The 23209-nt window shown below is 37.8% G+C and carries 19 protein-coding genes and 1 riboswitch; of the genes, 11 read left to right on the plus strand and 8 right to left on the minus strand.

The window, feature by feature from the left end; genetic code table 11:
• The first annotated feature begins 190 nt into the window (after window positions 1-190).
• Together HNQ37_RS05300 and HNQ37_RS05305 are read left to right on the plus strand one after the other, a co-directional pair.
• Window positions 191-667 carry an S-ribosylhomocysteine lyase gene (locus HNQ37_RS05300; RefSeq protein ID WP_183540021.1) on the plus strand — a complete coding sequence of 159 codons (477 nt, stop codon included), beginning with the start codon at window positions 191-193 and terminating at the stop codon, window positions 665-667.
• Window positions 668-826 carry a hypothetical protein gene (locus tag HNQ37_RS05305; protein ID WP_183540023.1) on the plus strand — a complete coding sequence of 53 codons (159 nt, stop codon included), beginning with the start codon at window positions 668-670 and terminating at the stop codon, window positions 824-826.
• A gap of 25 nt (window positions 827-851) precedes the next feature.
• On the opposite strand, the gene HNQ37_RS05310 is transcribed toward HNQ37_RS05305, so the two are convergent.
• Window positions 852-1388, minus strand: coding sequence for a hypothetical protein (locus HNQ37_RS05310; RefSeq protein WP_183540025.1), 537 nt, complete (start codon window positions 1386-1388; stop codon window positions 852-854).
• Window positions 1389-1940: 552 nt separating this feature from the next.
• Here HNQ37_RS05310 and HNQ37_RS05315 point away from each other — a divergent pair.
• From HNQ37_RS05315 to HNQ37_RS05340, 6 genes are all read left to right on the plus strand, one after another.
• Complete coding sequence (locus tag HNQ37_RS05315; protein ID WP_183540028.1) at window positions 1941-3266, plus strand: adenylosuccinate synthase; 1326 nt, start codon at window positions 1941-1943, stop codon at window positions 3264-3266.
• A complete protein-coding gene (gene purB / locus HNQ37_RS05320; RefSeq protein WP_183540029.1) occupies window positions 3259-4551 on the plus strand; it encodes an adenylosuccinate lyase in 1293 nt (430 codons plus the stop codon). Before HNQ37_RS05315 ends, purB begins: the two co-directional genes overlap by 8 nt.
• Window positions 4552-4559: 8 nt before the next feature.
• Window positions 4560-5543, plus strand: coding sequence for a GMP reductase (gene guaC, locus HNQ37_RS05325; protein ID WP_425486326.1), 984 nt, complete (start codon window positions 4560-4562; stop codon window positions 5541-5543).
• Window positions 5542-5643: riboswitch (purine riboswitch) on the plus strand. (Overlaps the previous gene by 2 nt.)
• 115 nt (window positions 5644-5758) lie before the next feature.
• On the plus strand, window positions 5759-6352 hold the full coding sequence (locus HNQ37_RS05330; protein ID WP_183540033.1) for a xanthine phosphoribosyltransferase: 594 nt from the start codon (window positions 5759-5761) through the stop codon (window positions 6350-6352).
• A 25-nt stretch (window positions 6353-6377) separates the two neighbouring features.
• Complete coding sequence (locus tag HNQ37_RS05335) at window positions 6378-7643, plus strand: nucleobase:cation symporter-2 family protein (RefSeq protein ID WP_183540050.1); 1266 nt, start codon at window positions 6378-6380, stop codon at window positions 7641-7643.
• A gap of 298 nt (window positions 7644-7941) precedes the next feature.
• Window positions 7942-9240: an MFS transporter gene (locus tag HNQ37_RS05340; RefSeq protein WP_183540052.1), complete on the plus strand. Its 1299-nt coding sequence runs from the start codon at window positions 7942-7944 to the stop codon at window positions 9238-9240.
• A 39-nt stretch (window positions 9241-9279) separates the two neighbouring features.
• Here HNQ37_RS05340 and HNQ37_RS05345 read toward each other — a convergent pair whose 3' ends face one another.
• Window positions 9280-11094, minus strand: coding sequence for an ABC transporter ATP-binding protein (locus HNQ37_RS05345; protein ID WP_183540054.1), 1815 nt, complete (start codon window positions 11092-11094; stop codon window positions 9280-9282).
• Complete coding sequence (locus HNQ37_RS05350) at window positions 11091-12866, minus strand: ABC transporter ATP-binding protein (protein WP_183540056.1); 1776 nt, start codon at window positions 12864-12866, stop codon at window positions 11091-11093. Before HNQ37_RS05350 ends, HNQ37_RS05345 begins: the two co-directional genes overlap by 4 nt.
• Window positions 12867-13662: 796 nt before the next feature.
• Between HNQ37_RS05350 and trhO the strand changes: the two genes are divergently transcribed.
• Window positions 13663-14619: an oxygen-dependent tRNA uridine(34) hydroxylase TrhO gene (trhO, locus tag HNQ37_RS05355; protein ID WP_183540059.1), complete on the plus strand. Its 957-nt coding sequence runs from the start codon at window positions 13663-13665 to the stop codon at window positions 14617-14619.
• 208 nt (window positions 14620-14827) lie between these two features.
• Window positions 14828-16864 (plus strand): cation:proton antiporter, encoded by a 2037-nt coding sequence (locus HNQ37_RS05360; protein ID WP_183540061.1) that lies wholly within the window; start codon window positions 14828-14830, stop codon window positions 16862-16864.
• Window positions 16865-16939: 75 nt separating this feature from the next.
• On the opposite strand, the gene rpsU is transcribed toward HNQ37_RS05360, so the two are convergent.
• The 3 genes from rpsU to HNQ37_RS05375 all read right to left on the minus strand — a co-directional run bounded on the left by rpsU (window position 16940) and on the right by HNQ37_RS05375 (window position 20695).
• Window positions 16940-17116, minus strand: coding sequence for a 30S ribosomal protein S21 (gene rpsU / locus HNQ37_RS05365; RefSeq protein WP_183540064.1), 177 nt, complete (start codon window positions 17114-17116; stop codon window positions 16940-16942).
• A gap of 117 nt (window positions 17117-17233) precedes the next feature.
• Entirely contained in the window at window positions 17234-18289 is a 1056-nt protein-coding gene (locus HNQ37_RS05370; protein ID WP_183540065.1) for an oxidoreductase, read from the minus strand.
• A gap of 186 nt (window positions 18290-18475) precedes the next feature.
• Window positions 18476-20695, minus strand: coding sequence for an ATP-binding cassette domain-containing protein (locus HNQ37_RS05375; protein ID WP_183540067.1), 2220 nt, complete (start codon window positions 20693-20695; stop codon window positions 18476-18478).
• Window positions 20696-20897: 202 nt separating this feature from the next.
• Here HNQ37_RS05375 and HNQ37_RS05380 point away from each other — a divergent pair, with 202 nt between their 5' ends.
• Window positions 20898-21335 carry an OsmC family peroxiredoxin gene (locus HNQ37_RS05380; protein WP_183540069.1) on the plus strand — a complete coding sequence of 146 codons (438 nt, stop codon included), beginning with the start codon at window positions 20898-20900 and terminating at the stop codon, window positions 21333-21335.
• A 137-nt stretch (window positions 21336-21472) separates the two neighbouring features.
• Here the strand turns inward: HNQ37_RS05380 and HNQ37_RS05385 are convergent, their stop codons facing one another.
• Together HNQ37_RS05385 and HNQ37_RS05390 are read right to left on the minus strand one after the other, a co-directional pair.
• Entirely contained in the window at window positions 21473-22048 is a 576-nt protein-coding gene (locus HNQ37_RS05385) for a histidine phosphatase family protein (protein ID WP_183540071.1), read from the minus strand.
• Between the two features lie 116 nt (window positions 22049-22164).
• Window positions 22165-23142: an adenosine deaminase family protein gene (locus HNQ37_RS05390; RefSeq protein ID WP_183540079.1), complete on the minus strand. Its 978-nt coding sequence runs from the start codon at window positions 23140-23142 to the stop codon at window positions 22165-22167.
• Window positions 23143-23209: the final 67 nt, after the last annotated feature.

Below are 23209 nucleotides of genomic sequence, written 5' to 3' on the forward strand. Positions count from 1 at the left end.
AGACTTGGATGAATTGTTATCCAAGAAAAATGTTCAAGTATCAGACACCATTTCAGATGTATCGGGGTGGCTAAATTAAATTTGCAATTTGCCATCATTTATTATTTATTAATAACTTGAAGTTTTTATAAATTATGCTTTTAAAATTGTGCTAAAATGAGTTTTATATTATAGAAAATAGGAGATAATTATGGCAGAAGTAGAATCATTTCAACTGGATCACACAAAAGTCCTTGCCCCTTACATCCGTTTAATCGATGCTGAAGTCGGCTTCCACGGAGATATCATCTCAAACTTTGATGTACGATTTGTTCAACCCAATCAAAATGTTATTGGAATGGCGGCACTCCACACAATTGAACATAGTATGGCCAGTTTAATCCGCGATCGCATTGATGGGATGATTGATTTCTCACCATTTGGTTGCCAAACTGGCTTTCACATGATTATGTGGGGTGAGCATAATCCAGAAGAAATAGCTAAGGTTATTAAGTCTTCCTTGGAAGAAATTGCAAGCGATGCTTTTGATTGGCCACAAGTTCCTGGTGTAGCTGAAAAAGAATGTGGCAATTACAAGAATCACAGTGTCTTTGGAGCAAAAGAATGGGCCAAGAAAATCTTGTCAGAAGGGATTTCTTCAGATCCTTATGAAAGAAAAGTTATCTAAATGGGAAAATATCAACTCGACAATAAAGGCGAAGCTGCCATTGGAAAGTTTCATGAAAAAAATTCAGGAGCTGGCGGCATAGGGAGCAAAGCCCAAAATGTAACCAAGATCAAAATTACTGAACTCCGCGAGAAAATGAAAAAAAAAGGCGCCAAATGAGTGCCTTTTTTTCATTTTTGACTTTTCAGACAAGAGCTTTTTGAATGTACAGTTTAAATGACTTAAATGGAAAATAAAGCATGAGCATAAAGACAGCACTTCCAAATCCATGCATCAAATCATAAGAAATTCCAACTGAGTAATAAGCCCAAAAAACACCAAAATTCAATGTGAAAACCATGAACCACGAAATAATAAAACCATAAGCCATAGAGCTAATGAAGGCGATCCCAACTAAAATAATAAAATTCTTAAAAAGCCCCAAGCGGATGAGCAGACTAAACAAGATCAAGACAAGGCTGTAGGCAAGCATTTGTCCAAAAACCCAATAGCCCATTCCCAAGTAGAGAGCAGTTGCCAGCATTGTAAGATTGGCAACAATGATTGCATCAACGGTGCCTACATTTAAACAGATTAACAAGAACAACGTCGTAACTGGTGTAAAATTTGGAACCCACGTAAAAGCCATACGTCCAACCGAACAAATTGCTACAAGCAAGGCAAGCATTGTCAAATGTTTAATTGTTAATTTATACTTTCGATTGTAAAATTTTGAATTCATAACTGTTTCATTATAGCAAGAAGTCCCGAAATTTTTTAATTTATAAATTTCGTTAATCTAAGCCTATTACAAAATAACTTCATTGAAACTTGATAAATTATCGCTTGAAAGATGATGATTCTTCCTTATATCTCCCTATGATATATTTAGCGTTTCAGTAAGAACAGAATATCTGCCCTTAATATTGCCTAGACTTGAGAACAAGTTCCTTGAATTGTTATTAACTTGGCATAAATTTCACTCATCAAACGAGTGTTTCGTGAAATTCTGTCTTTTTTGACATGATCAAAAGGTTATTAACTTATTTAAAAAAATATAGACTTTAATCCTTATAAGAAACTAATTTATAACTCAGTTATTTGATCAAACTTTCGATGATTTCGAAAGTTTTTCTTTCTCAGAAATTATAAAAGCCCAAAGTATAATTTGAAACACGAATATTAACTGATTTATTTTATCAATATTTGGTTATTTTCTAAACCTTTATAAAGTTTTCGGTAAAATTAAGAGTAAAATCCTTTTTTGGAAATTTTAAGGAAGTAGGTATTAAGTATGCCAGCTATCGTCGTCGTAGGGAGTCAATGGGGAGATGAAGGTAAGGGGAAAATCACTGATTTTCTTGCTCAAGAAGCCGATGTAATCGTTCGTTATCAGGGGGGAAACAACGCAGGACATTCTATCGCCTTTGGAGGAAAGAAGTTTGCTTTGCATTCAATTCCTTCTGGAATTTTTGACCCAACGAAACTCTCAATTATTGCAAATGGAGTGGTCTTCAATCCTAAAGCTGTAATTGAAGAACTCAGCATTTTACAAGAGGCTGGTGTTGACACTTCTGGTCTTCGAATCTCTAACCGAGCTCAAGTCTTATTTAGCTATCACAAGACAATTGATGCACTTCAAGAGGAAGCCCGCGGTGTAGCAAAAATTGGTACAACTAAAAACGGCATTGGTCCAGCCTACGTTGATAAATTTATGCGCAGCGGATTACGTGTAGCCGACTTACTAGATAAAGACTATCTTACAAAGCGCTTGACTGAAATTGTTGGTGAAAAGAACCTCATCTTGACAAGACTCTATGACGCCGAGCCAATCAATGATATCGCACTATCAGCTTTGATTGAAGAATACTATGGTTATGGTCAATATTTCAAGCGTTATATTATGGATACAAGCTATCAGATTGACAAAGAACTTCGTCGAGGCAAAAAAGTTCTTTTCGAAGGTGCCCAAGGCGTAATGCTTGATATTGACCATGGAACTTATCCTTATGTCACTTCTTCAAGCCCAATTGGAGGCGGAGCTACGACTGGCTCCGGTGTAGGCCCATCAATGATACAAGAAGTTCTCGGAGTCTGTAAAGCTTATACTTCACGAGTCGGTGAAGGTCCCTTCCCAACTGAGCAAATCAATGAAATTGGTGACAAAATCCGTGAAATTGCACATGAATATGGTGTAACAACAGGTCGTCCTCGGCGTATCGGTTGGTTTGATGCCGTGGTAATGCGCCATGCCACTCGAGTGTCTGGCCTGACGAAGCTATCTGTCAACTGCTTAGATGTTTTCTCAGATTTTGAGACCGTAAAAATCTGTGTGGCTTACAAGCTTCACGGTGAGGTAATTAAGTATTATCCCGCTTCACTTCAAGATCTTTATGATGCTGAACCAGTTTACGAAGAGCTCCCTGGCTGGTCTGAAGATATAACTCAAGTAGATTGTATTGAAGATCTGCCTGAGAATGCTTTAAACTACTTGAATCGCTTGTCTGAATTGACAGGACTTGAAATTGCAACTTTCGCAGTCGGCCCAGATCGTGATTCAACGGTTGTCTTAAAAGACCTTTGGAAGATTGCCGATAGCGAGGTAATTAAACATGCTTGATCGCTACAGCACACCTGAGATGACAAAAGTCTGGTCACTTGAGAATCAGTATGCTAGCTGGTTAGAGGTGGAGATCACAGCTACTGAGGCCTGGTCACATTATGGGCTTGTCCCTGTTGAAGATGCAATCGCCATTCGGAAGAATTCAAAATTCTCTGTCAAACGTATTGCTGATATTGAATTATCAACCCAGCATGACGTGGTAGCTTTCACGCGAAACGTCTCTGAATCTCTAGGTGATGAACGTAAATGGGTTCACTATGGTCTCACATCAACCGATGTGGTAGACACTGCCCAAGGTCTCCGTTTAAAAGAAGCTAATGCTTTAATCATTGCTGAAATAGACGCTTATATTGATGAGCTTCATCTCATGACTTTAAAATACAAAAACACAGTCATGATTGGTCGTACACACGGTATTCAGGCTGAACCAACTACATTCGGTTTGAAGATGGCACGTTATTATACTGAAGCTTTGCGAAATCGTGAACGTTTTATCCGTGTGGCTAATGGAATCGAAACTGGAAAACTCTCAGGTGCCGTTGGAACTTTTGCTAATGTCCCAATTGAGGTTGAAATCGACGTCATGTCTTCACTTGGTTTGCAACGTCAGCCCGTTGCCTCTCAAGTTCTTCCTCGCGACTTACATGCAGACTATATTTCAAGTTTAGCTTTGCTGGCTACTGGCCTTGAAAACTTATCTGTTGAAATGCGTTCCCTCGCTCGCTCGGAAATTCACGAAGTGGAAGAAGGCTTTTCTCATGGACAAAAAGGTAGCTCTGCAATGCCTCATAAGCGTAATCCCATTGGTTTTGAGAATATTTGTGGTCTTTCTCGGATTGTACGTGGTTTTGTGACTCCAGCCTTTGAAGATATACCGCTCTGGCATGAACGAGACATTTCTCATAGTTCTGCTGAACGCGTACTGTTACCTGATGTTACTTCCTTGATCCACTATATGCTTCGTCGCATCACAAAACTAATGAAAAACTTGCAAGTTTTTCCTGAGACAATGCTGAAAAATATGGGGCGTACTTATGGCTTGATCTACAGCCAACGTCTCCTCCTTATGTTAGTTAACAAAGGACTTTCACGTGAAAAGGCATATGATACTGTACAACCTTTGACAGCTCGTGCTTGGGATGAAGGCATTCAATTCCGTGAATTGGTGAATACTGATGAAACAATCATTTCAAACCTTAGTAAAGAGGAAATTGATGATGCCTTTGACTACAAGTGGCATTTACGTTCTATTGATGCAATCTATGAAAGAATGGGGCTTTAATCATGAGTATGACACTTGACATCTTCGACTATGAAGATATTCAATTGATTCCAAACCGTTGCGTGATCCAATCACGTTCTGAAGCGGATACTTCAGTTATACTGGGCAAGCACAGCTTTAAGCTTCCTGTAGTTCCCGCCAACATGCAAACTATCATTGATGAAAAAATTGCTGAAATGCTCGCTCGAGAAGGATATTTCTACATCATGCATCGCTTTGAGCCTGAAAAGCGCATAGCTTTTGTTGAAAGAATGCAAAAAGAAGGTTTGATTTCATCTATTTCAGTTGGCGTAAAAGCTGAAGAACGTAAATTTGTCAAGCAGCTTGCCGAAAAGGCGCTGGTTCCTGACTATGTTACAATTGATATTGCGCATGGTCACGCGGACTCCGTCATTGATATGATCCAATTGATCAAACGTGTGATGCCAAGCACTTTTGTCATTGCAGGAAATGTTGGAACTCCTGAAGCAGTTCGTGATCTTGAACGTGCTGGTGCAGATGCTACAAAAGTAGGAATCGGCCCTGGTAAAGTTTGTATTACGAAGGTAAAAACTGGATTTGGCACTGGTGGTTGGCAATTGGCCGCTGTTAAATGGTGTGCTAAGGCAGCTAGCAAACCAATTATTGCTGATGGTGGCATCCGGACACATGGTGATATAGCCAAGTCTATTCGTATGGGAGCAACTATGGTAATGATTGGAAGCCTCTTCGCTGCCCACGAAGAATCTCCTGGTGAAACCATTGAAATTGATGGCAAACTATTCAAAGAGTACTTTGGTTCAGCCAGCGAGTATCAAAAAGGTGAGCATAAAAATGTTGAAGGAAAAAAAATACTTCTTCCACATAAAGGTTCCCTCAAATCTACTTTGAAGGAAATGCAAGAAGACCTTCAATCTGCAATTTCTTACGCAGGTGGTCGTGATATCGAAAGTCTGCGCAAAGTTGACTACGTCGTTGTGAAAAATTCAATTTGGAACGGCGACAGCATCTAAAATTTAATATTCTATAACTTATTTATATCCAGGATAGGGCTGGACGTTTCTACCTCGCGACCATTGTAAAGGCGAGACAATAAGCTACTTTTTGTTTCTTATTTTTAACGTCTGCTTTTTTTGCGGGCGTTTTCTAATTCTTAAGCCCTCCTTATTCATTTGCCTATTTAAAGAATATAGAATTAAACTTACACTTACATAAGAAGGGAAAATACATGAAATTACTTGAAGATAAAATTAAGAGGGATGGTCTCATTTTAGGAGATGATATTCTCAAAGTGGATAGCTTTATAACACATCAAATTGATATTGAATTGATGAAGGCGATTGGGCAACGTCTTGCTACTGTTTATACAGAAAACAAAATTACAAAAGTTGTAACCATTGAAGCCTCAGGTATCGCTCCAGCAATCTATGCAGCTGACTTTCTCCATGTTCCACTGGTTTTCGCAAAGAAATCAAAAAACGTTACTTTGACTGATGAACTTTTAACAACAGAAGTCTTTAGTTTCACTAAAAAAGTCACTTCAACAGTTTCCATATCTCATAAATATTTGAGTCCTGAGGATAATATTTTGATTGTCGACGATTTCCTTGCCAATGGTCAAGCGGCTTCAGGCCTAGTTGACATCATTCAACAGGCTCAAAGTAATATTGCAGGTGTTGGCATCGTGATTGAAAAATCTTTTCAAGATGGACGAAAGCTCTTACAAGATAAAGGACTTCAAGTGACGGCGCTAACAAGGATTGGTAAATTTGAAAATAGACAAATCAATTTCTTAGAAGCTGATGACGCTTACCTTGATTAAATAGGTATTACTAAAGGAGAAAATAATGGAAATTCAAAAACAAGGAAATGTAAAATCAGCCGTTCTCGGTTTACAACATCTCCTCGCTATGTACTCAGGCTCAATACTTGTGCCCTTAATGATTGCCGGCGCACTTAAATACAGCGCAACACAGTTAACTTATCTTATTGCAACTGACATCTTTATGTGCGGCTTAGCCACCTTCTTACAACTTCAACTGCGGAAGCAATTTGGTGTTGGACTTCCAATTGTTCTTGGTGTGGCTTTCCAATCAGTCTCACCTCTAATTTTGATCGGTAGCCGTCATGGCGCTGGTGCCATGTTTGGCGCTCTCATCGCATCTGGTATCTTCGTCATCTTAATCTCTGGTGTTTTCTCAAAAATTCGCTCCCTCTTCCCTCCTATCGTGACTGGCTCAGTTATCACAACTATAGGTCTTAGTCTGATTCCTGTTGCTATCGGTAATATGGGCAACAATGTCCCAAAGCCAACAAGTTCAAGCTTAATTCTTGCTATTTTTACAATTGTCGTTATTCTTTTGATAAACATTTTTACAAAAGGTTTCATCCGCTCAATCTCAATATTAATTGGTTTGATAGCTGGAACAATCCTTGCTTCATTTCTTGGTGTTGTTGATTTCAACGCTGTAGTGACAGCACCTTGGGTTCATTTACCACAACCCTTCTACTTTGCCATGCCAAAATTCTACTTTGAAGACATTCTCATGATGTGTATTATCGCTGTTGTTTCTCTTGTTGAGTCGACTGGTGTTTACTTAGCCCTAGCTGACATTACAGGTGAAGAACTGGATGAAAAACGGATGCGTAATGGTTACCGCGCTGAAGGTTTTGCAGTTCTCCTCGGCGGTATCTTTAATACTTTCCCTTATACAGGCTTTTCACAAAACGTGGGACTCGTTCAATTATCTGGAATTAAGAGTCGCAAACCTCTTTATTTCACTGCCGCCTTCTTGGTTGTCCTAGGATTAATTCCTAAGTTTGCTGCCATGGCACAACTCATTCCAAGCCCAGTGCTTGGAGGAGCCATGCTTATCATGTTTGGTATGGTCGCTACTCAAGGTATCCGTATGCTAGGAAAGGTAAATTATGACGGAAATCAAAACCTGCTAATTGCTGCTGTCTCAGTTGCCATGGGTGTTGGCTTTAACTCAACTAATCTCTTCGTTAGCCTTCCAACATTCATACAACCTTTCGTTTCAAACGGAATCGTCATGAGCACTATAAGTGCAATCATCTTAAACTTAATTTTCAATCATAGCAAAAAGGATTGAGCTTGACCTTCTACCTTATTTTTAATTCGCTGAGTTACTACCAACAAGCCTTCTTGAATATATTTGAAAAATTTTTAAGCTTATTTTATGCTAGCTTTTAGCTTTCGTTAAGCTCAGATTTCTATAATACAAGCATAGAGATGAGGCTACTCCTAAAGCTTCATCACTTAGTGGTCCTCCTAACCACTTAAAACTTTTTCATAATAACTCCTAAAACTAAAGAAGTCTATCATAAGATAGGCCTCTTTAGTTTTTCTCAAAATTCTTCTTTCTGATATAATTTACTAAGAAAGTAATTATGAAAAATATAGAAAATTTTTCTGAAAAAAAAGAACTAACCTTTGGGCAACAATTCATTAGTGTATTTCTACCAACGATGGTCTATGAGATTGGAATTGGGGCAGTAACTCCTGTGATTCCTCTCTTTGCATTAGAATTACATGCTAGTCCGGGTGTTGCTGCTTTAATTGTTGCATTACTGGGAATCGGTCAGGTAGCAGGTGATGTACCTGCAGGAATACTTGCCACACGTCTGGGTGATCGAAAAGCAATGCTCTATGGATCTATAGCCACATTGATTCTGCTTATCCTATGCGCCTTTACACCAAACTGGTGGATTTTTGCGATTGCAACTTTTTTCTTAGGCATGATCAATTCACTATTTGTACTAGCAAGGCAGTCTTATCTTACTGAAGTTACTCCTGTTCATCGACGCTCTCTCTCCTTATCAATGCTTGGTGGTATGCAACGCATTGGTTCCCTCATCGGTCCTTTCCTTGGTGGCCTCATCATGTCTATCTTTGCCATTCAAACCAGCCATGGATCTCAAGATTGGTTACAGGGGGCTTATTGGATTGCAGCCATTTTGACTTGTGTAACCTTTCTAGTTGTTTTTATGATTCCCGAAATTGAACATTCAACAGGTAAAATCATAGGTGAAAAAAAGTCCGTTAAGCAAAGTTTTATTCTTAAAAACCATGCAAGAATGTTTGCTACATTGGGCATTGCTATCATTTTAGTAGGGGCGGTTCGCCAGACGTCAAGTACTGCCATTCCACTTTGGGCTGCCCACATTGGGCTGAATGCCTCAACTACATCTTATGTCTTTGGCTTAGCTAACCTACTTGATGCCATGCTATTCTATCCAGCTGGAAAGATAATGGATCGCTATGGACGTATGTGGGTAGCTGTTCCGTCCATGATTATCTTGGGATCAGCCATCCTCTTTATTCCTTTGACTCACTCAGCTTGGTCAATAGCAATCGTTTCTCTCGTCATGGGACTTGGTAATTCAATCGGAGCCGGAATGATTATGACCATTTCTGCTGACATTGCCCCTGTTGAATATCGTCCACAATTTCTGGCAACAACTCGTCTTTTCGGAGATGTTGGCGCAGCAGCTGGTCCCTTGATTGTCGCAGCCGGTGCTGCAATTAGTTGGTTAGCTGGTGGTATTTGGCTCCTTGGTGCATCAGGCATTACTTCAGCGGGTATTATGGCTATTACTCTTGAAAAATTTACACCTCATGCCAATCAACGCACCCGTTTAAAGTATGGATTCACAAAAGATGGACGTATTTCTAGAAGACAAAAATAATATTAGATTAAAAAAAACTCAACTTGAGTTTTTTTTAATCTAATGTGCAAATTGTGAATTATAAAGATCAGCATACATTCCTCCTGAATTCAGTAAGGAATGATGGGTCCCTATTTCAACAATATTTCCGTGATTCATTACCAGAATTTGATCTGCATCACGAATTGTTGAAAGACGGTGCGCCACCACAAAACTTGTTCGTCCATGCAATAAGCGAGCCATAGCATCTTGGATCATACGTTCAGTTCGGGTATCGACAGAGGAAGTTGCCTCATCAAGAATAAGAATTTCTGGATTCACGAGGAAAGCACGGGCAATTGTCAAGAGTTGACGCTGCCCTTGAGATATGTTGCTTGCTCCTTCATTCAAAGTTGTGTCATAGCCTTTAGGTAAAGTTTTAATAAATTCATCAGCATGAGCCATCTTAGCTGCCTTATAAATTTCCTCATCAGTAGCTTCTAAATTACCATAACGTAGATTATCACGAACCGTACCTGAGAAAAGCCAAGTTTCTTGAAGTACCATAGCGAAATTACTGCGAAGTTCCTCTTGACTCAGTGCCTTAGTATCTTGTCCGTACAGACGAATTGTCCCTCCCGTAGTTTCATAGAAGCGCTCAAGTAAGTTAATCAGAGTTGTTTTACCAGCACCAGTTGGCCCCACAATGGCAACCATTTGTCCTACAGCAACATCAATCGAGACGTCAGTCATCAAAGGTTGATTTTCACTATAGGAGAAAGCTACATCTTCAAAACGGATAATGCTGTCCGTTTTGATAGCAGTTTTGGCATTAGGTTTTTGCATCTCTGACTCATCAAGAACTGCAAAAACTCGTTCAGCAGAGGCTACAGTTGCTTGAATCGTATTGATCAAGTTTGACATGTTAGTAATAGGTTGGCTAAATTGATTCGTGTATTGAAGCATGGCCTGAACATCACCAATATTTACTTGACCACTAACGACACGAATCCCCCCAATTACTGCCATTGCTAAATAATCAAAGTTATTCAGAAAACGCATGGTGGGGAAAATCAAAGTTGAAACAAACTGGGCTTTCCAGGCGGCATTAAAAAATGCTACATTTCTCTTATTAAAATCTTCCAAAGACGTTTTCTGGTGGTTAAAGGTTTTGATTACTGTGTGTGCCGTATAGTTTTCCTCAATTTGGTTATTCAACAATCCTAAATTACGTTGTTGAGTTGAGAAAAATCTTTGCGACATTGGGGCAATTACACGGACTAAAATTAATGCCAAAGGAACGGTAATAAAAGCAACCAAAGCCAGTACCCAACTAATTGTCAACATGAAATAGCAAACACCAATAAATTGTAACGCTGAGGTAACCACCTGAATCAGCGTTTGATTTAATGTAGATGAAATATTATCCATATCATTAATCATACGAGACATCACGTCACCATTTGAATGAGTATCATAATAACTAATAGGGAGCTTTGCCATTTTATTCTTGAATTGCTTGCGCAGACGATAGACTGTGCGTTGAGAAATCCGAGTCATAATTTGTTGTTGCAGTATACCAAAAACAAAGCTAACTGAATAAATTATTCCAACTGTGATTAAGATTGAACCAACCCTGCTGTAATCAATCCCAGTTTTTGAAGTAACACCCGCGGCTATAACTGTTGTTGCATTACCAAGAATTTTTGGTGCCTGAACAGAAAGAATAACGGAAACAGCTGCAATAAACAAACTGAAAATAACTCCCCACTTATCACGATTCATATAAGAGAAAAGACGTGTTATCGTTGGCCAGAACTTAACTGGTTTCTGTCCACCATTACCAAAACGAGCGGCGGCGCCTCCCCCACGATTTAAATAATTTCCACGCATCATGAGCGATCACCTTCCGTCACTTCTTCTATTTTCAGAGAAATCCCCATACTTTCTAGATCCTTTTCAGACAATTGAGAACGCATAATATCTTGATATGCTGAGCAATTTTTTGCAAGGCTTGCATGATCTCCCAGGCCAACCACCTCTCCTTTATCAAGCACAAGGATCTGGTCAGCATTCATAACTGTCGCAATACGTTGAGCCACAATAATTTTTATTTTGTCTTGAAATTGAGGGCTGGAATTAATTGCAGTCCTCAATTTTGTATCTGTTGCAAAATCAAGGGCGGAAAATGAATCATCAAAGCAATAATAATCAGCATCTTTAATCAATGTTCGGGCAATAGCTAGTCTTTGCCTTTGTCCCCCAGAGAAGTTACCTCCATTTTGCTCAACAGTCATTTCAAGTCCACCCTGTTCCTTAACGAAATCTGTTGCCTGAGCAATGTCTAGTGCTGTCCAAATCATAGCGTCTGTCGCTTCGGGTCGGCCATAAAGCATATTACTCTTGACTGTTCCCGAGAACAGAACCGCTTTTTGTTGAGTCAGAGAAATCTTTTCGTGCAAGTTATATTGGCTCAAAGAACGAATATCTCGGCCAGCAATTAAAATTTCTCCTGAGGTAACATCCATCAACCGGGCAATCAGACTTAATAGAGTTGATTTACCTGAACCAGTACCACCAATAATAGCCAAGGTCTGACCTTTTGTAACAGTAAAATTAATCCTAGATAGGGCAGGACGCTCAGCGTTGCTGAAAGCGTAGCTAACATCAATAAACTTCATCTCAATCGGAGCTGACAAACTTTCTGAATTCTCAGGGTCAACGATTTTTTCTTCAGTATTCAAAATTTCATTGGCACGCACTGCTGAAACCTGGGCACGTGGCACCATAACCATGACTGCAGTGAGCTGCATAAAACTTAAAAGAATCTGAGTGGCATAGGTTAAGAAGGCAACCAAATTTCCCAGTCCCATTAATCCTTTTCCGATCAATTGAGCTCCAAACCAAACAATTGCAAGATTAGTCGCAGAAAGAATCACGGTCATAATCGGGCCGAGCATGGCGACAGTAGCCATTACAAATTGGCTGATTTTTGTAAGGTCCTTATTAGCCCTATCAAACTTTTCGATTTCATAATTATCTCGATTAAAAGCACGAATGACCCGCACACCTGTTAACCCCTGCTGGAAGATGAGATTAATTTTATCAATCTTTTCTTGCATGAGACGAAAACGAGGCATCACCATGGCAATATTAACTACTGCAACGATTGCAAGCAAAGGTAAAGCCACGATGAAGACCCATATTAGATTGTGGTCTAAATTCCAAGCCATAAAAATAGAACCAATCAGCATTAGGGGCGACATCAACATCATACGAAGAGCCGTCTGATATACATTTTGAAGCTGGGTAACATCATTAGTCGTACGTGTGATTAAAGTCGCATCACCAAAGTCAGAGAACGCAGATTCATCCATTTTAATTACCTTTTCAAAAAGGTCTGAACGAAGCCTCATACCAAGACGTTGTGATTGAATTGAAGCATAGTAGACATTTAAGACAGCTGCTAGCCATGAGACTAAAGCCACAATTAACATCGTTCCGCCTTGAGCCCAGATATAATTCAAGTCTGACTTAGCGATCCCCTTATTAATAATATCTGAGGTGAGATTGGGTAATAATAAATTAGTTACCACCTGGACAATTAAAAAGAAAATTGCCAAGAAGACTGGTAAGGGTTGAAGATATTTTTTTCCAATTATAATCATTGATTAATTCTACTACTTTTCTTTCTCAGAAATATAGTGTAAATAGTTATTATTAAATATTTCCACATTTTTACTTAGTAATTAAACACTTTTGAAAATCCGTAAATAATATTTTCTGAAAAAATGATATACTACCTTCATACTCCTTACAAGTGTTACCGACTTGTTCATAAACACTCCTCAAAAAGTTGTCTTTTTAAGACGATTTTTTTATCTCACAAAAATTTTCAGATTTTTGTTATTCCAAAACAACTTTCGTATCAAATATCAAGTTACAGTTCCCCCTAAGAAAAACAATTATTTAAATTTCACTTTTAATATTGACATAACATTTTGAAAAATCAATATGTATGATTGCTTAATGCTATGTCATCTCAGAGTTTGTTACTCTTCTAAGAAATTCCTCAAAAAATGCGTCTGATAAAATACTCCTATAATGGATATTCACCATAACAAAAAATACGCATTCCTTTCCAATCTCTCACAAGGCTTTTAACCAGTGCATCCCTATCGAAAGCTTACTTAGTAATATTAACAAAATAACTTTTCTTAATTTTTTTCTCATAATTATTTGTTGCAAAAATATCATTTTTATTAATAAGTGACTTCCTTTTTTAAGTATAATAGTTATTTTCTTCGTGATAAACTCAATAATTGAACTTTCTCCATACCTATTGAATTAAAAGCCGTCAAGTTTAAAACTTTACAAGCCATTTCTTTGATTTTAGTTGAAAATTTCGGTAAATTAAAATAGGTTAACTTTTTAACGTTCTAATATATTTTTTAAGGAGAAGATATGACTCAAAATTTTAGAGTATTACTATACTATCAATATGTCCCAATTGAAAATGGGACTGAATTTGCTCAAAAACACCTCAAAGATTGCGCAGAACTTGGCTTAAAAGGGCGTATCCTCGTTGCTGACGAAGGAATCAATGGTACTGTTTCTGGTAACTTTGAGCAAACAGAAGCTTACATAGATATGATGCATGCTGACCCTCGTTTTCATTCAATTATCTTCAAAATTGATAACGTTGCTGAAAATGCATTTTCAAAAATGTACGTACGTTATCGGCCAGAACTTGTCAATCTTAGTCTTGAAGATGATATCAATCCTCTAGAGATTACTGGTGAATATCTAAGCCCAGCTGAATTCCGTGAAGCAATGATGGATGAAAATTCAGTTGTGATTGACGCACGAAATGACTACGAATATGACCTCGGTCACTTCCGTGGTGCTATCAGACCTGACATCCGTAATTTCCGTGATCTTCCACAGTGGATTCGCGATAATAAAGAGCAATTCTTGGAGAAGCGTGTTTTAACATATTGTACAGGTGGAGTCCGATGTGAAAAATTCTCTGGCTGGCTTGTACGTGAGGGGTTTAAAGATGTTGGGCAACTGCACGGAGGAATTGCGACCTATGGTAAAGATCCCAAAGTTCAGGGCGACCTGTGGGATGGGCTAATGTATGTTTTTGATAATCGTATCTCAGTTCCAATTAATCAAAAAGAGCATACCATCGTAGGCCGTGACTGGTTTGATGGTACACCCTGTGAACGGTATATAAATTGTGGAAACCCTGAATGTAACCGCCAAATAATTGCTTCTGAGGAAAACGAAGAAAAATTTCTTGGTGGTTGCTCACATGAATGCCGTGTTCACCCACGAAATCGTTATATCATTAGCCATAACTGGTCTACGGAAGAGGTCGCAGAGCGACTCGAAAAAATTGAAGAACTTACCGTTTAAAAATTAACATGTAAAGCCCTCTCTGATTTGAACTTTACCAATATGAGGAGTTTCTTATCACTTCAAAATTAATGTTATTTTTTCAATTTTCAAAATTTTCTAATTTATCTATATTTTGGCTTAAATTATTATGTTATAATTATGCAACAATAATATTTATGTATTTAAAAGTTTTATTTTATAACAATGATGAGAAATGGAGGACTTAATGTTAGATAGCCTTATATATGCCATCATTTTCTTACTTTCTTTAGTTATTTCAAACATCTTAAATAAAGTCTTCCCGAAGCTTCCATTGCCACTTATTCAAGTCCTAATGGGTTTGGCTTTGGGATTTTTTGGTGCAGCAAAAATCATCCAAATTGAGCCAGATGTCTTTCTTGCCTTTATCATTGGCCCCTTACTATTTCGTGAAGCTCAAGAAGCCAATGCTTTAGCCATTTTAAAATTTACCCGACTAATTCTTATTTTAATCTTTCCACTTGTTTTCATTACAGCTTTAGGAATTGGTTATCTTTCACATGCCCTTTACGCTGGAATTCCTTTGGCAGCTGCATTCGCACTCGGTGGAGCACTGGCTCCAACTGATGCTATTGCAGTATCTAGCCTATCTGCTCGTCTTAATTTTCCTAAATCAATTAAGACTATTTTAAAAGGGGAGGGAATGCTTAACGACGCCTCCGGTATAATTGCATTTCAGATTGCTTTGACTGCTTTGACTACAGGTTACTTCTCACTCTTTAAAGCCTCAGAAAACCTTGTTATTTCAGCTCTAGGAGGGTTTCTTGTCGGAATTATTTTAGTATGGCTTAAGGATATTTTTTTAAAAGTTCTTGAAGATGTTGCAATCCAAGATGTTCCAGGTTATCTAATGATTGAACTTTTGCTTCCACTCGTTGCTTTTCTGATTGCAGATATTGCCCATGTTTCAGGAATCATTGCAGTTGTTGTAACAGGAATTTTATCGGAAAATGGTGTTAAAAGAACAAGTTTATTTGATGCTCAAATTGCCCAAGTTAAGAATACGGTATGGTCAACTCTCTCCTTTATACTTAACTCTTTAGTCTTCCTTTTTCTCGGAATTGAACTTTACCAATTCGTTCCTCCTCTTATTAAGTCACCTGCATATCCAACGACTTTGCTCATATTTCTCTCGGTTTCTTTGACAGTGTTATTATTTGTTATTCGTTTCTCAGTTATTTCCATTAGCTTCCTATTCCGTTCCATACGCTGGCACCACCATTATAGAAAGTCTTTCAAAGATACTTTAATTTTAACTTTTTCTGGATCAAAAGGAACAGTTTCGATTGCAGCCATCTTGTTGATTCCTTCTAGTGCGACGCTGACCCATTCTCTTCTAGTCTTTTTGTGTACCGCAGTAACAACTCTTAGTTTTCTTACTGGAATGCTCCTACTTCCACTTTTTGCCACAAAGAAAAACATAACTAAAAACAATCTCACTCGTATTTCGATTTTATCTGATGTTATCACTGAGCTTGAACACGACATGGAAGAACTTGAACTTCCCAAGCATTGGGGTTACCTCATGACAATTAATTCCTTCCAAGAACGTATCAAAACCTTAATTATTGAACAAGAAAATTTCTCATCTGACTATAATTCTTTAAAGTTTATGATGTTGCACATTGAAAGTGACAATCTAGTATCTAGCTTCCGATCCGGCAATATCTCAGAGACAACATATAAAATATATCAACGTTATCTTTATTCTCAGGAAAAAGTAGTTCTTCATCACATCGTTTCTTCTCTACAATTTACTTTTCTTCTTATTAAGCGAATGACAAATGATATTATTCGTCGGACTCTCCATATAGACTTTTCAGCCTCAAAAAAATCAATTCATCAATTTGAAAATTATAAGAGTGAGATCGCTGAGATTTATGTGTCAAGTACAAATTTAATTCTTGAATCTTTGGTAAGCCTCAAAGATAAATATGATGAAAGACTTCTCAACTTCTTAAAGTTAGAACGTTTAAGAACCACAAAAATTGTTCTTGAGACAAAACTAATACCTAATAATTCTTCATCAAACCTTATAGAATTAATTCGAGGTTATTATCTAGAACGTAAATTTATCTTGGAGTATGAAACGCGCGGTAAGCTTTCTATGGAAGAGGCCATGGATCTCAGAAAAAATGTCAACATAATGGAGGATTTCTCTATTCGCACATCTGATGACTCAAACTTTCTAGTAACTCTATTTACGAATTTCCCAAAAAAATAAGGCAAACAGCTTCTTATCTCAAATTATTATGAACAAAGAAAAAACCGCAATCGCGGTTTTTCAATAAATTTTATTTTAGAATTTTTTACGCTTACGAGCAGCTTCTGATTTTTTCTTACGTTTTACAGATGGCTTTTCATATTGCTCACGCTTACGAAGTTCTTGAAGCGTACCAGCTTTCAAAGTATCGCGTTTAAAACGGCGGAGTGCGTCTTCGAGAGATTCATTCTTACGAACTAAAGTTCTTGACATATTTATTCACCCCATTTCATTTTGATAGTCGTTTAAAAAACGCTTCATTCAGTCTATCAATTTTATAAACTTTTGTCAAGCTTCGCAAAAAATGTCAGCTTGTTTTTATTCAATATGCTAAATTTTTTCAAGATGGTAGACACTTGGGCTGGGTGCTGTAAACCCATTTTCTAGGATTTCTATTGCAGTGATCGCTTGCTCTTCTGTTATAAGACGATCTGCTCCATTGACTAAAGTATCATAAAGTGAATCATAGAACCGACCATAGTCACCATTTGGAGTCTTGATTTGTTTTTCAATCCAATCACCATTTGAATTACGATATTTAGCAATACCATAAAGCATTGGAGAATCTTCCCCAAAGCCCTCTGTTTCAGGCATGATTCCAGCTTTCAAATCATTTTCTTGTTGGTCTTCACCATACTTGATGAAAGTACCTTGCGTTCCAACCACGCGGAAACGTGGATAATTTGAGGCCACTGTATAATTTGTCTTCACTTTAACCTTAAGTGCATTATCATAATGCAAGTCAACGTCAAAGTAATTATCAACGGCTTGATCATCTTTTGTTTCGTTATTACGAATATCATAAGTCACAGTATTTGGACGACCAAATAGGGAAATCATACGATCCATTTGGTGAATTCCTAAACCATAAAAGGCACCTACCTCTTTAGGTCCTTGTTTTGCTGTTGTGCCCGGGCGGTAGTAGTCAATATGGCTCTCAACTTCTAGAATATCTCCTAGGAATCCTTGTTCAACAACCTGTTTCACGGCCAAAAAGTCACCATCAAAACGACGGTTTTGGTAGGGAGTCACCAACACCCCGTGCTCGTGCGCCAGAGCAAATAGTTCACGGGCATGCTCAACAGAGTCACAGAATGGCTTTTCAACAACAACTGATTTTCCAGCTTCAATCACCTGCTTTGCAAGTGAATAATGACTTGATGGAGGTGTACAAATCGAAACTAAAGAAATTTCCGGATCATTCAATAATTCGTCAATATCAGTTGTAAAAGCAATTCCCTTTTCACGATAAGGACGCGCCATTTCTTCATCCAAATGTAAAGCTAAAATTGTCTTAACCTGAATATTCTTGCGTAAAAGTACGTAAGGTAGGTGGTAACGTGTTGCCGACTTTCCAAAACCAATAAAACCAATTTTTAAAATCATTTTTTCCTCCTAATGTTTGGCTATCTTATTTTATCAAAAAGATTTCCTATAAGTTATCAAAAATCTAATAATTTCATTGTTTATCCATCAAATTCATTTGCTAATGAAAGAAAAAATTGAAACGTTTCGAATTGTTTTGAAGTAACCAACGTAATCTCCAATTTAATTTATCATTAAAATCAATTTTTATAAATATTTTGCAGTGGTTGAAAATTTACAATTTTTCAAATCTCCAACAGTTCCTTCAAAAACAATTCTTCCACCTGCATCACCACCATCTGGTCCTACATCTATAATCCAATCCCCTTGCTTAATGATATCCGACTGATGTTCGATGACAATGACAGTATTACCGTTATCCACAAAATGATTTATGATTTTAATTAGACGTTCAATATCAGACAAATGAAGCCCCGTCGAAGGCTCGTCCAAAATATAAATTGATCCTTTTTGATAAAACTCAGTCGCTAGTTTTAGTCTTTGCTTTTCCCCTCCCGACAGCGTTGATGTTGCTTGACCAAGGCTAATATAACCTAGCCCCAATTCATTCAAGGCTTTTATCGCTTTTCGAATCATTGGGACTTCATAAAAAAATTCAGTTGCCTCTTCAATAGTTAAATCTAAAACATCAACAATATTACGGCCTTTGTAGCGGTAATCCAGTACTTCTAGTTTATAACGTTTCCCTCCGCAAACCTCACAAGTCTCATGCACTGTTTCCATGAAGGCTAAGCTACTTTCAGTGTAACCTTTACCTCCACAAAATTCACAAGCACCTGCTGAATTATAGCTAAATAAATTAACTTTTTGACCTGTTTCTTTCGAAAATAGTTTTCGGATTGGTTCCATAATCCCAATAAAAGTGGCCGAGTTACTTCGTGAATTTCCATTCACACCTGATTGATCTACAAAAACAGCATTAGGATATTTTACGCGGAAGCTTGAATCAATCAAAGTTGATTTACCTGACCCTGAAACGCCCGTTAGCACCGTCAGCGTATTTTCTGGAATTCTCAATTTTTGATTCTTTAGATTATGATCAGAACTTTCAACTCCTTCTAAAAAATTGTTAACAGGTCGAGGATTATCATTAAGTTTAGTCTTCTTTGACAAATATTTCCCTGTTAATGTGTCCGAGAGGAACAAGTCCTCATAAGTCCCCATAAACATAATTTCTCCACCATGTATACCTGCTTTGGGACCGAGTTCAATAACCCAATCTGCAATCTTAATCACATCTGGATCATGCTCAATAATCAATACTGTATTTCCTTTATCCCGCAGCTTAATGAAAATATTATTCAAAGAAGCCACATCTCGAGGATGAAGACCAATTGATGGCTCATCAAAGATATAAAGCATGTCTGTCAGAGAATTATTTAGGTGCTTTCCTATTTTTACACGCTGAGATTCACCACCCGACAATGTTGAAGTCTCACGATTCAAAGTGAGATAACCCAATCCCAACTCCACTAAATGATTAATCTGCTCTACCAAGATGCTGATTGAGTTCGTATCATCAAGTGGCAAATCAAGCAAAACCTCTGGAAGTTCATTCAACTGCATTTCCATTAAATCAAAAATATTAAAATCTCCAATTTTTACTGAAAGAGCCTCCTCTGATAAACGTTTCCCCTGACAGGTTGGACAAAGTGCGTTTATGGTCATTTCGTCAATTGTTTTCTGCTTTTTCTCGGTCATTTCATAGGGATTCTCTAAGAAACCGCGATTGAAACGGTCAATCAATCCTGCATAAGTGATCTTGAAATTACCATTTGGAACTTTTCCCACATCACGACCGTAGTAAAGGCGCTCAAGCTCATCCTCACTATAATCTTTGATTTTTTTATCTCCGTCAAGCACACCTGCACCTACGTAAACTTCTTCCAATTTCTGGTAAGGTTTGAAAAGAACCGCACCGTCATTGAGAGAAAGATTTGGATCAATCATTTTTTCCAGTCGTAAAGTCAACTTTCTGCCAATTCCTTGACATTCTCGACACATGCCTGCTGGCATATTGAATGAAAAATGATCTACTGCTCCAATATGAGGTTTCCCAGCTCTCGCAAAAAGTGCCCGCATAATTGGTGCAATATCCGTGATTGTCGCCAAAGTACTTCGTGCATTTCCTCCCAATTGTTTCTGATCAATCACAATTGACGCGGGAAGGTTTTCAATTGCCTCAACCTTTGGGCGCTCATATTTAGGCATAAATTGTCTCACGAAACTTGGATAAGTCTCATTCAAAAGTCGTTGTGACTCGTTCGCTAATGTATCAAAGATCAAAGATGACTTTCCAGAGCCAGAAACACCTGTAAAAATTGTGATTTTATGTTTGGGAATATCAACCGTGACATCTTTCAGATTATTTTCATTATCACCTACGACTCGAATAAAATTCGTCATGGACAACCTCCAGATTTTCCCTAATTATATCAAAAGAAAATCAAAAAATTTTCAAAGCATTCAGCTATCATCTTCTATTCGTTTTATTGAGGTTATATCTTCTTTCCAATTAATTCACAAGCGGAAAATTTGAGAATAAAGGCATAAAGCTCTATACTGAAATTGTAGAAAAACACTTACAAATTGAAAGGAAATTACGGATATGTCAAATATTTCAAAAGCTTCTGCACATTGGGAAGATAGTATCGAAAATGGTTTTGGTACAATCAGCGCTGAATCTTCACAACTTTTCACTGAAGCGCCTTATAACTTCAAAGCTCGTTTAGACAGTCAAGCTCATATTACAACTCCCGAAGAATTAATTGGTGCAGCTCATGCAGCCTGCTTCTCGATGGCTTTTAGTTCTGTTCTTGATGCAAAAAAACTAGTTGCTAAATCAATTGACACTGAAGCGGCAGTCACTTTCGAAATAACAGCCGAAGGCCCTGCAATCACTTCTATTCATCTCATTAATCATAGTGAAATCGAAGGTTTAACAGATGATGTATTCCAAGAAATCGCCCAGGAAGTTAAAGCAACTTGTCCAGTTTCTAGAGCTTTGGCCGGTGTTAACATAACGCTTGATGCGAGTCTGAACTAAATTCAACTAAAATATTATAAAAAAATCAGCTCTAGGCTGATTTTTCTTTTTCTTGCCTAAAAACTTATTCTAAAGCACTTATCCCTCAACGTATGAGGTATATCTTACATAACTTAGATTAAATTTTACTGTAAACATCATTGAATAGTGTGAATTTGTTCAATAAACGTAAAACTTTTATCTTCTGAATCGTAGGAAAACATTAAAATATCTAGATTATGAATATCCTGAAAGCTATCAAACTTTCCTTGTTTTGCAATATCGTTTGTGAAATAAAGTGAAGCAGCACCATGTGTTGCACACAAAACTTCATAATGATCTTCTCTTTCCATTAATTCAATCAAAGTTTTAGAAATACGTGTGGCGACTTTTTCTCGCAAAGGATCCTTCAATTTTGAAATCCATTCAGACCGTTTCTCTGGGTCAAGTCCATCAGACTGACCGTCGAGCAGGCCAAAGTTACCTTCTTTTAGGCCATCTAATTTGATATAATCTTCTCCAGGGAACACTAGCTCAAGCGTATCTGAAGCTCGCGACAAAGGAGAAGAGTAAAAATGATCAAACTTCAAGGGATAAGTCAACATAAACTCGCCAGCTTCACGTGCTTGGTAACGACCTAGACCAGTTAAAGGCGAGTCCGTCCAGCCTTGAATTCGATGTTGAAGATTAAAAACGGTCTGACCATGACGCATTAGATAGATATGCTTTTTCATGGTTTTATTATAGCACTCAGTATTTCCGCAGAATTTTTAATACATTCCAATTTTTAGTTTCATCCTTTGGAATTCAATATAAAAAAACTCAGATTATTAAACCAGAGTCAACTTTATTATTTAATGAAGGTCGCTGCATGAGAGCGAGCGTTGGCAGCTTTTAATTCTTCCAAAGTCAAAATTTCATTATCAAGCAACAATTGGTACTCTTTTGGCAGAGTCGTATTTTGCAAGATTGGACCATCTGTATTAATTGTAAAAGGTACGCCATGCTCTACCAAAGTCCGATAGTTGAACTTCATCTCTTCAAGATCTTTTACAGCCAATGTCTGCAAGTTTGAAGATGGGCAGGTTTCTAGAATAATGTTGTGATCAACCAAGAACTTCATGAGGTCTTCGTCATGTACCGCTGCCACACCATGTCCAATACGATCAGGACGAAGTTTTTGAACAACTTCCCACATTTCGTCAGCCTTAGTCGCTTCACCCGTATGTATAGTTAAGCCAAGCCCTTCAGCATGAATACGATTTGCTAAACCAGTTATGTCATCAATTGAGAAGTTTGGGTCTATTGGTCCAGCTAAATCAATCCCAACAACGCCACGATCTTTATATTTAATGGCTTTTTTTACTATGATTGTATTAATTTCCTTACTAAAGCGACGATCCATTGAGAGAATCAAGCCAGTCCGAAGCTTTGGAAACTTAAGGGAAGCGCGTTCCAACCCTTGCAAAGTGTAGACTATAATGTGATCGAGGTCGATTTTCCCACCACGTGAACGAAGCATCGGATTCATACGAATTTCGACCAAATCAATTTGATCATGTTGGTAAAGGTGTGTCGGTACGGACTCCGCTAAGTGAAACATTGACTCTGGTGTTGATTGGATTTCTTCAAGCATATCATACATCTTTAAATAGTCTTCATAACCCACTTGTCCATTAATCGTAACTAGTTTCGAAAATTCAAAGTAATCACGGGCAGGTAACTTCATTCCTTGCTCATGTGCCAAGTCCCAAAGTATCTCCGGTGTAACTGATGATGAGATGTGCATGTGAAGCTCAGCAAGATCTGATATAGGGAATTTGTCCAAAATTTACCTCTTTCTTCTATTTCATTGTATAAAAAATCCCGTCAAATTTAGCAGGCGTTGCTTACAA

It is taken from the genome of Lactovum miscens (assembly GCF_014202895.1).
Taxonomy (GTDB): domain Bacteria; phylum Bacillota; class Bacilli; order Lactobacillales; family Streptococcaceae; genus Lactovum; species Lactovum miscens.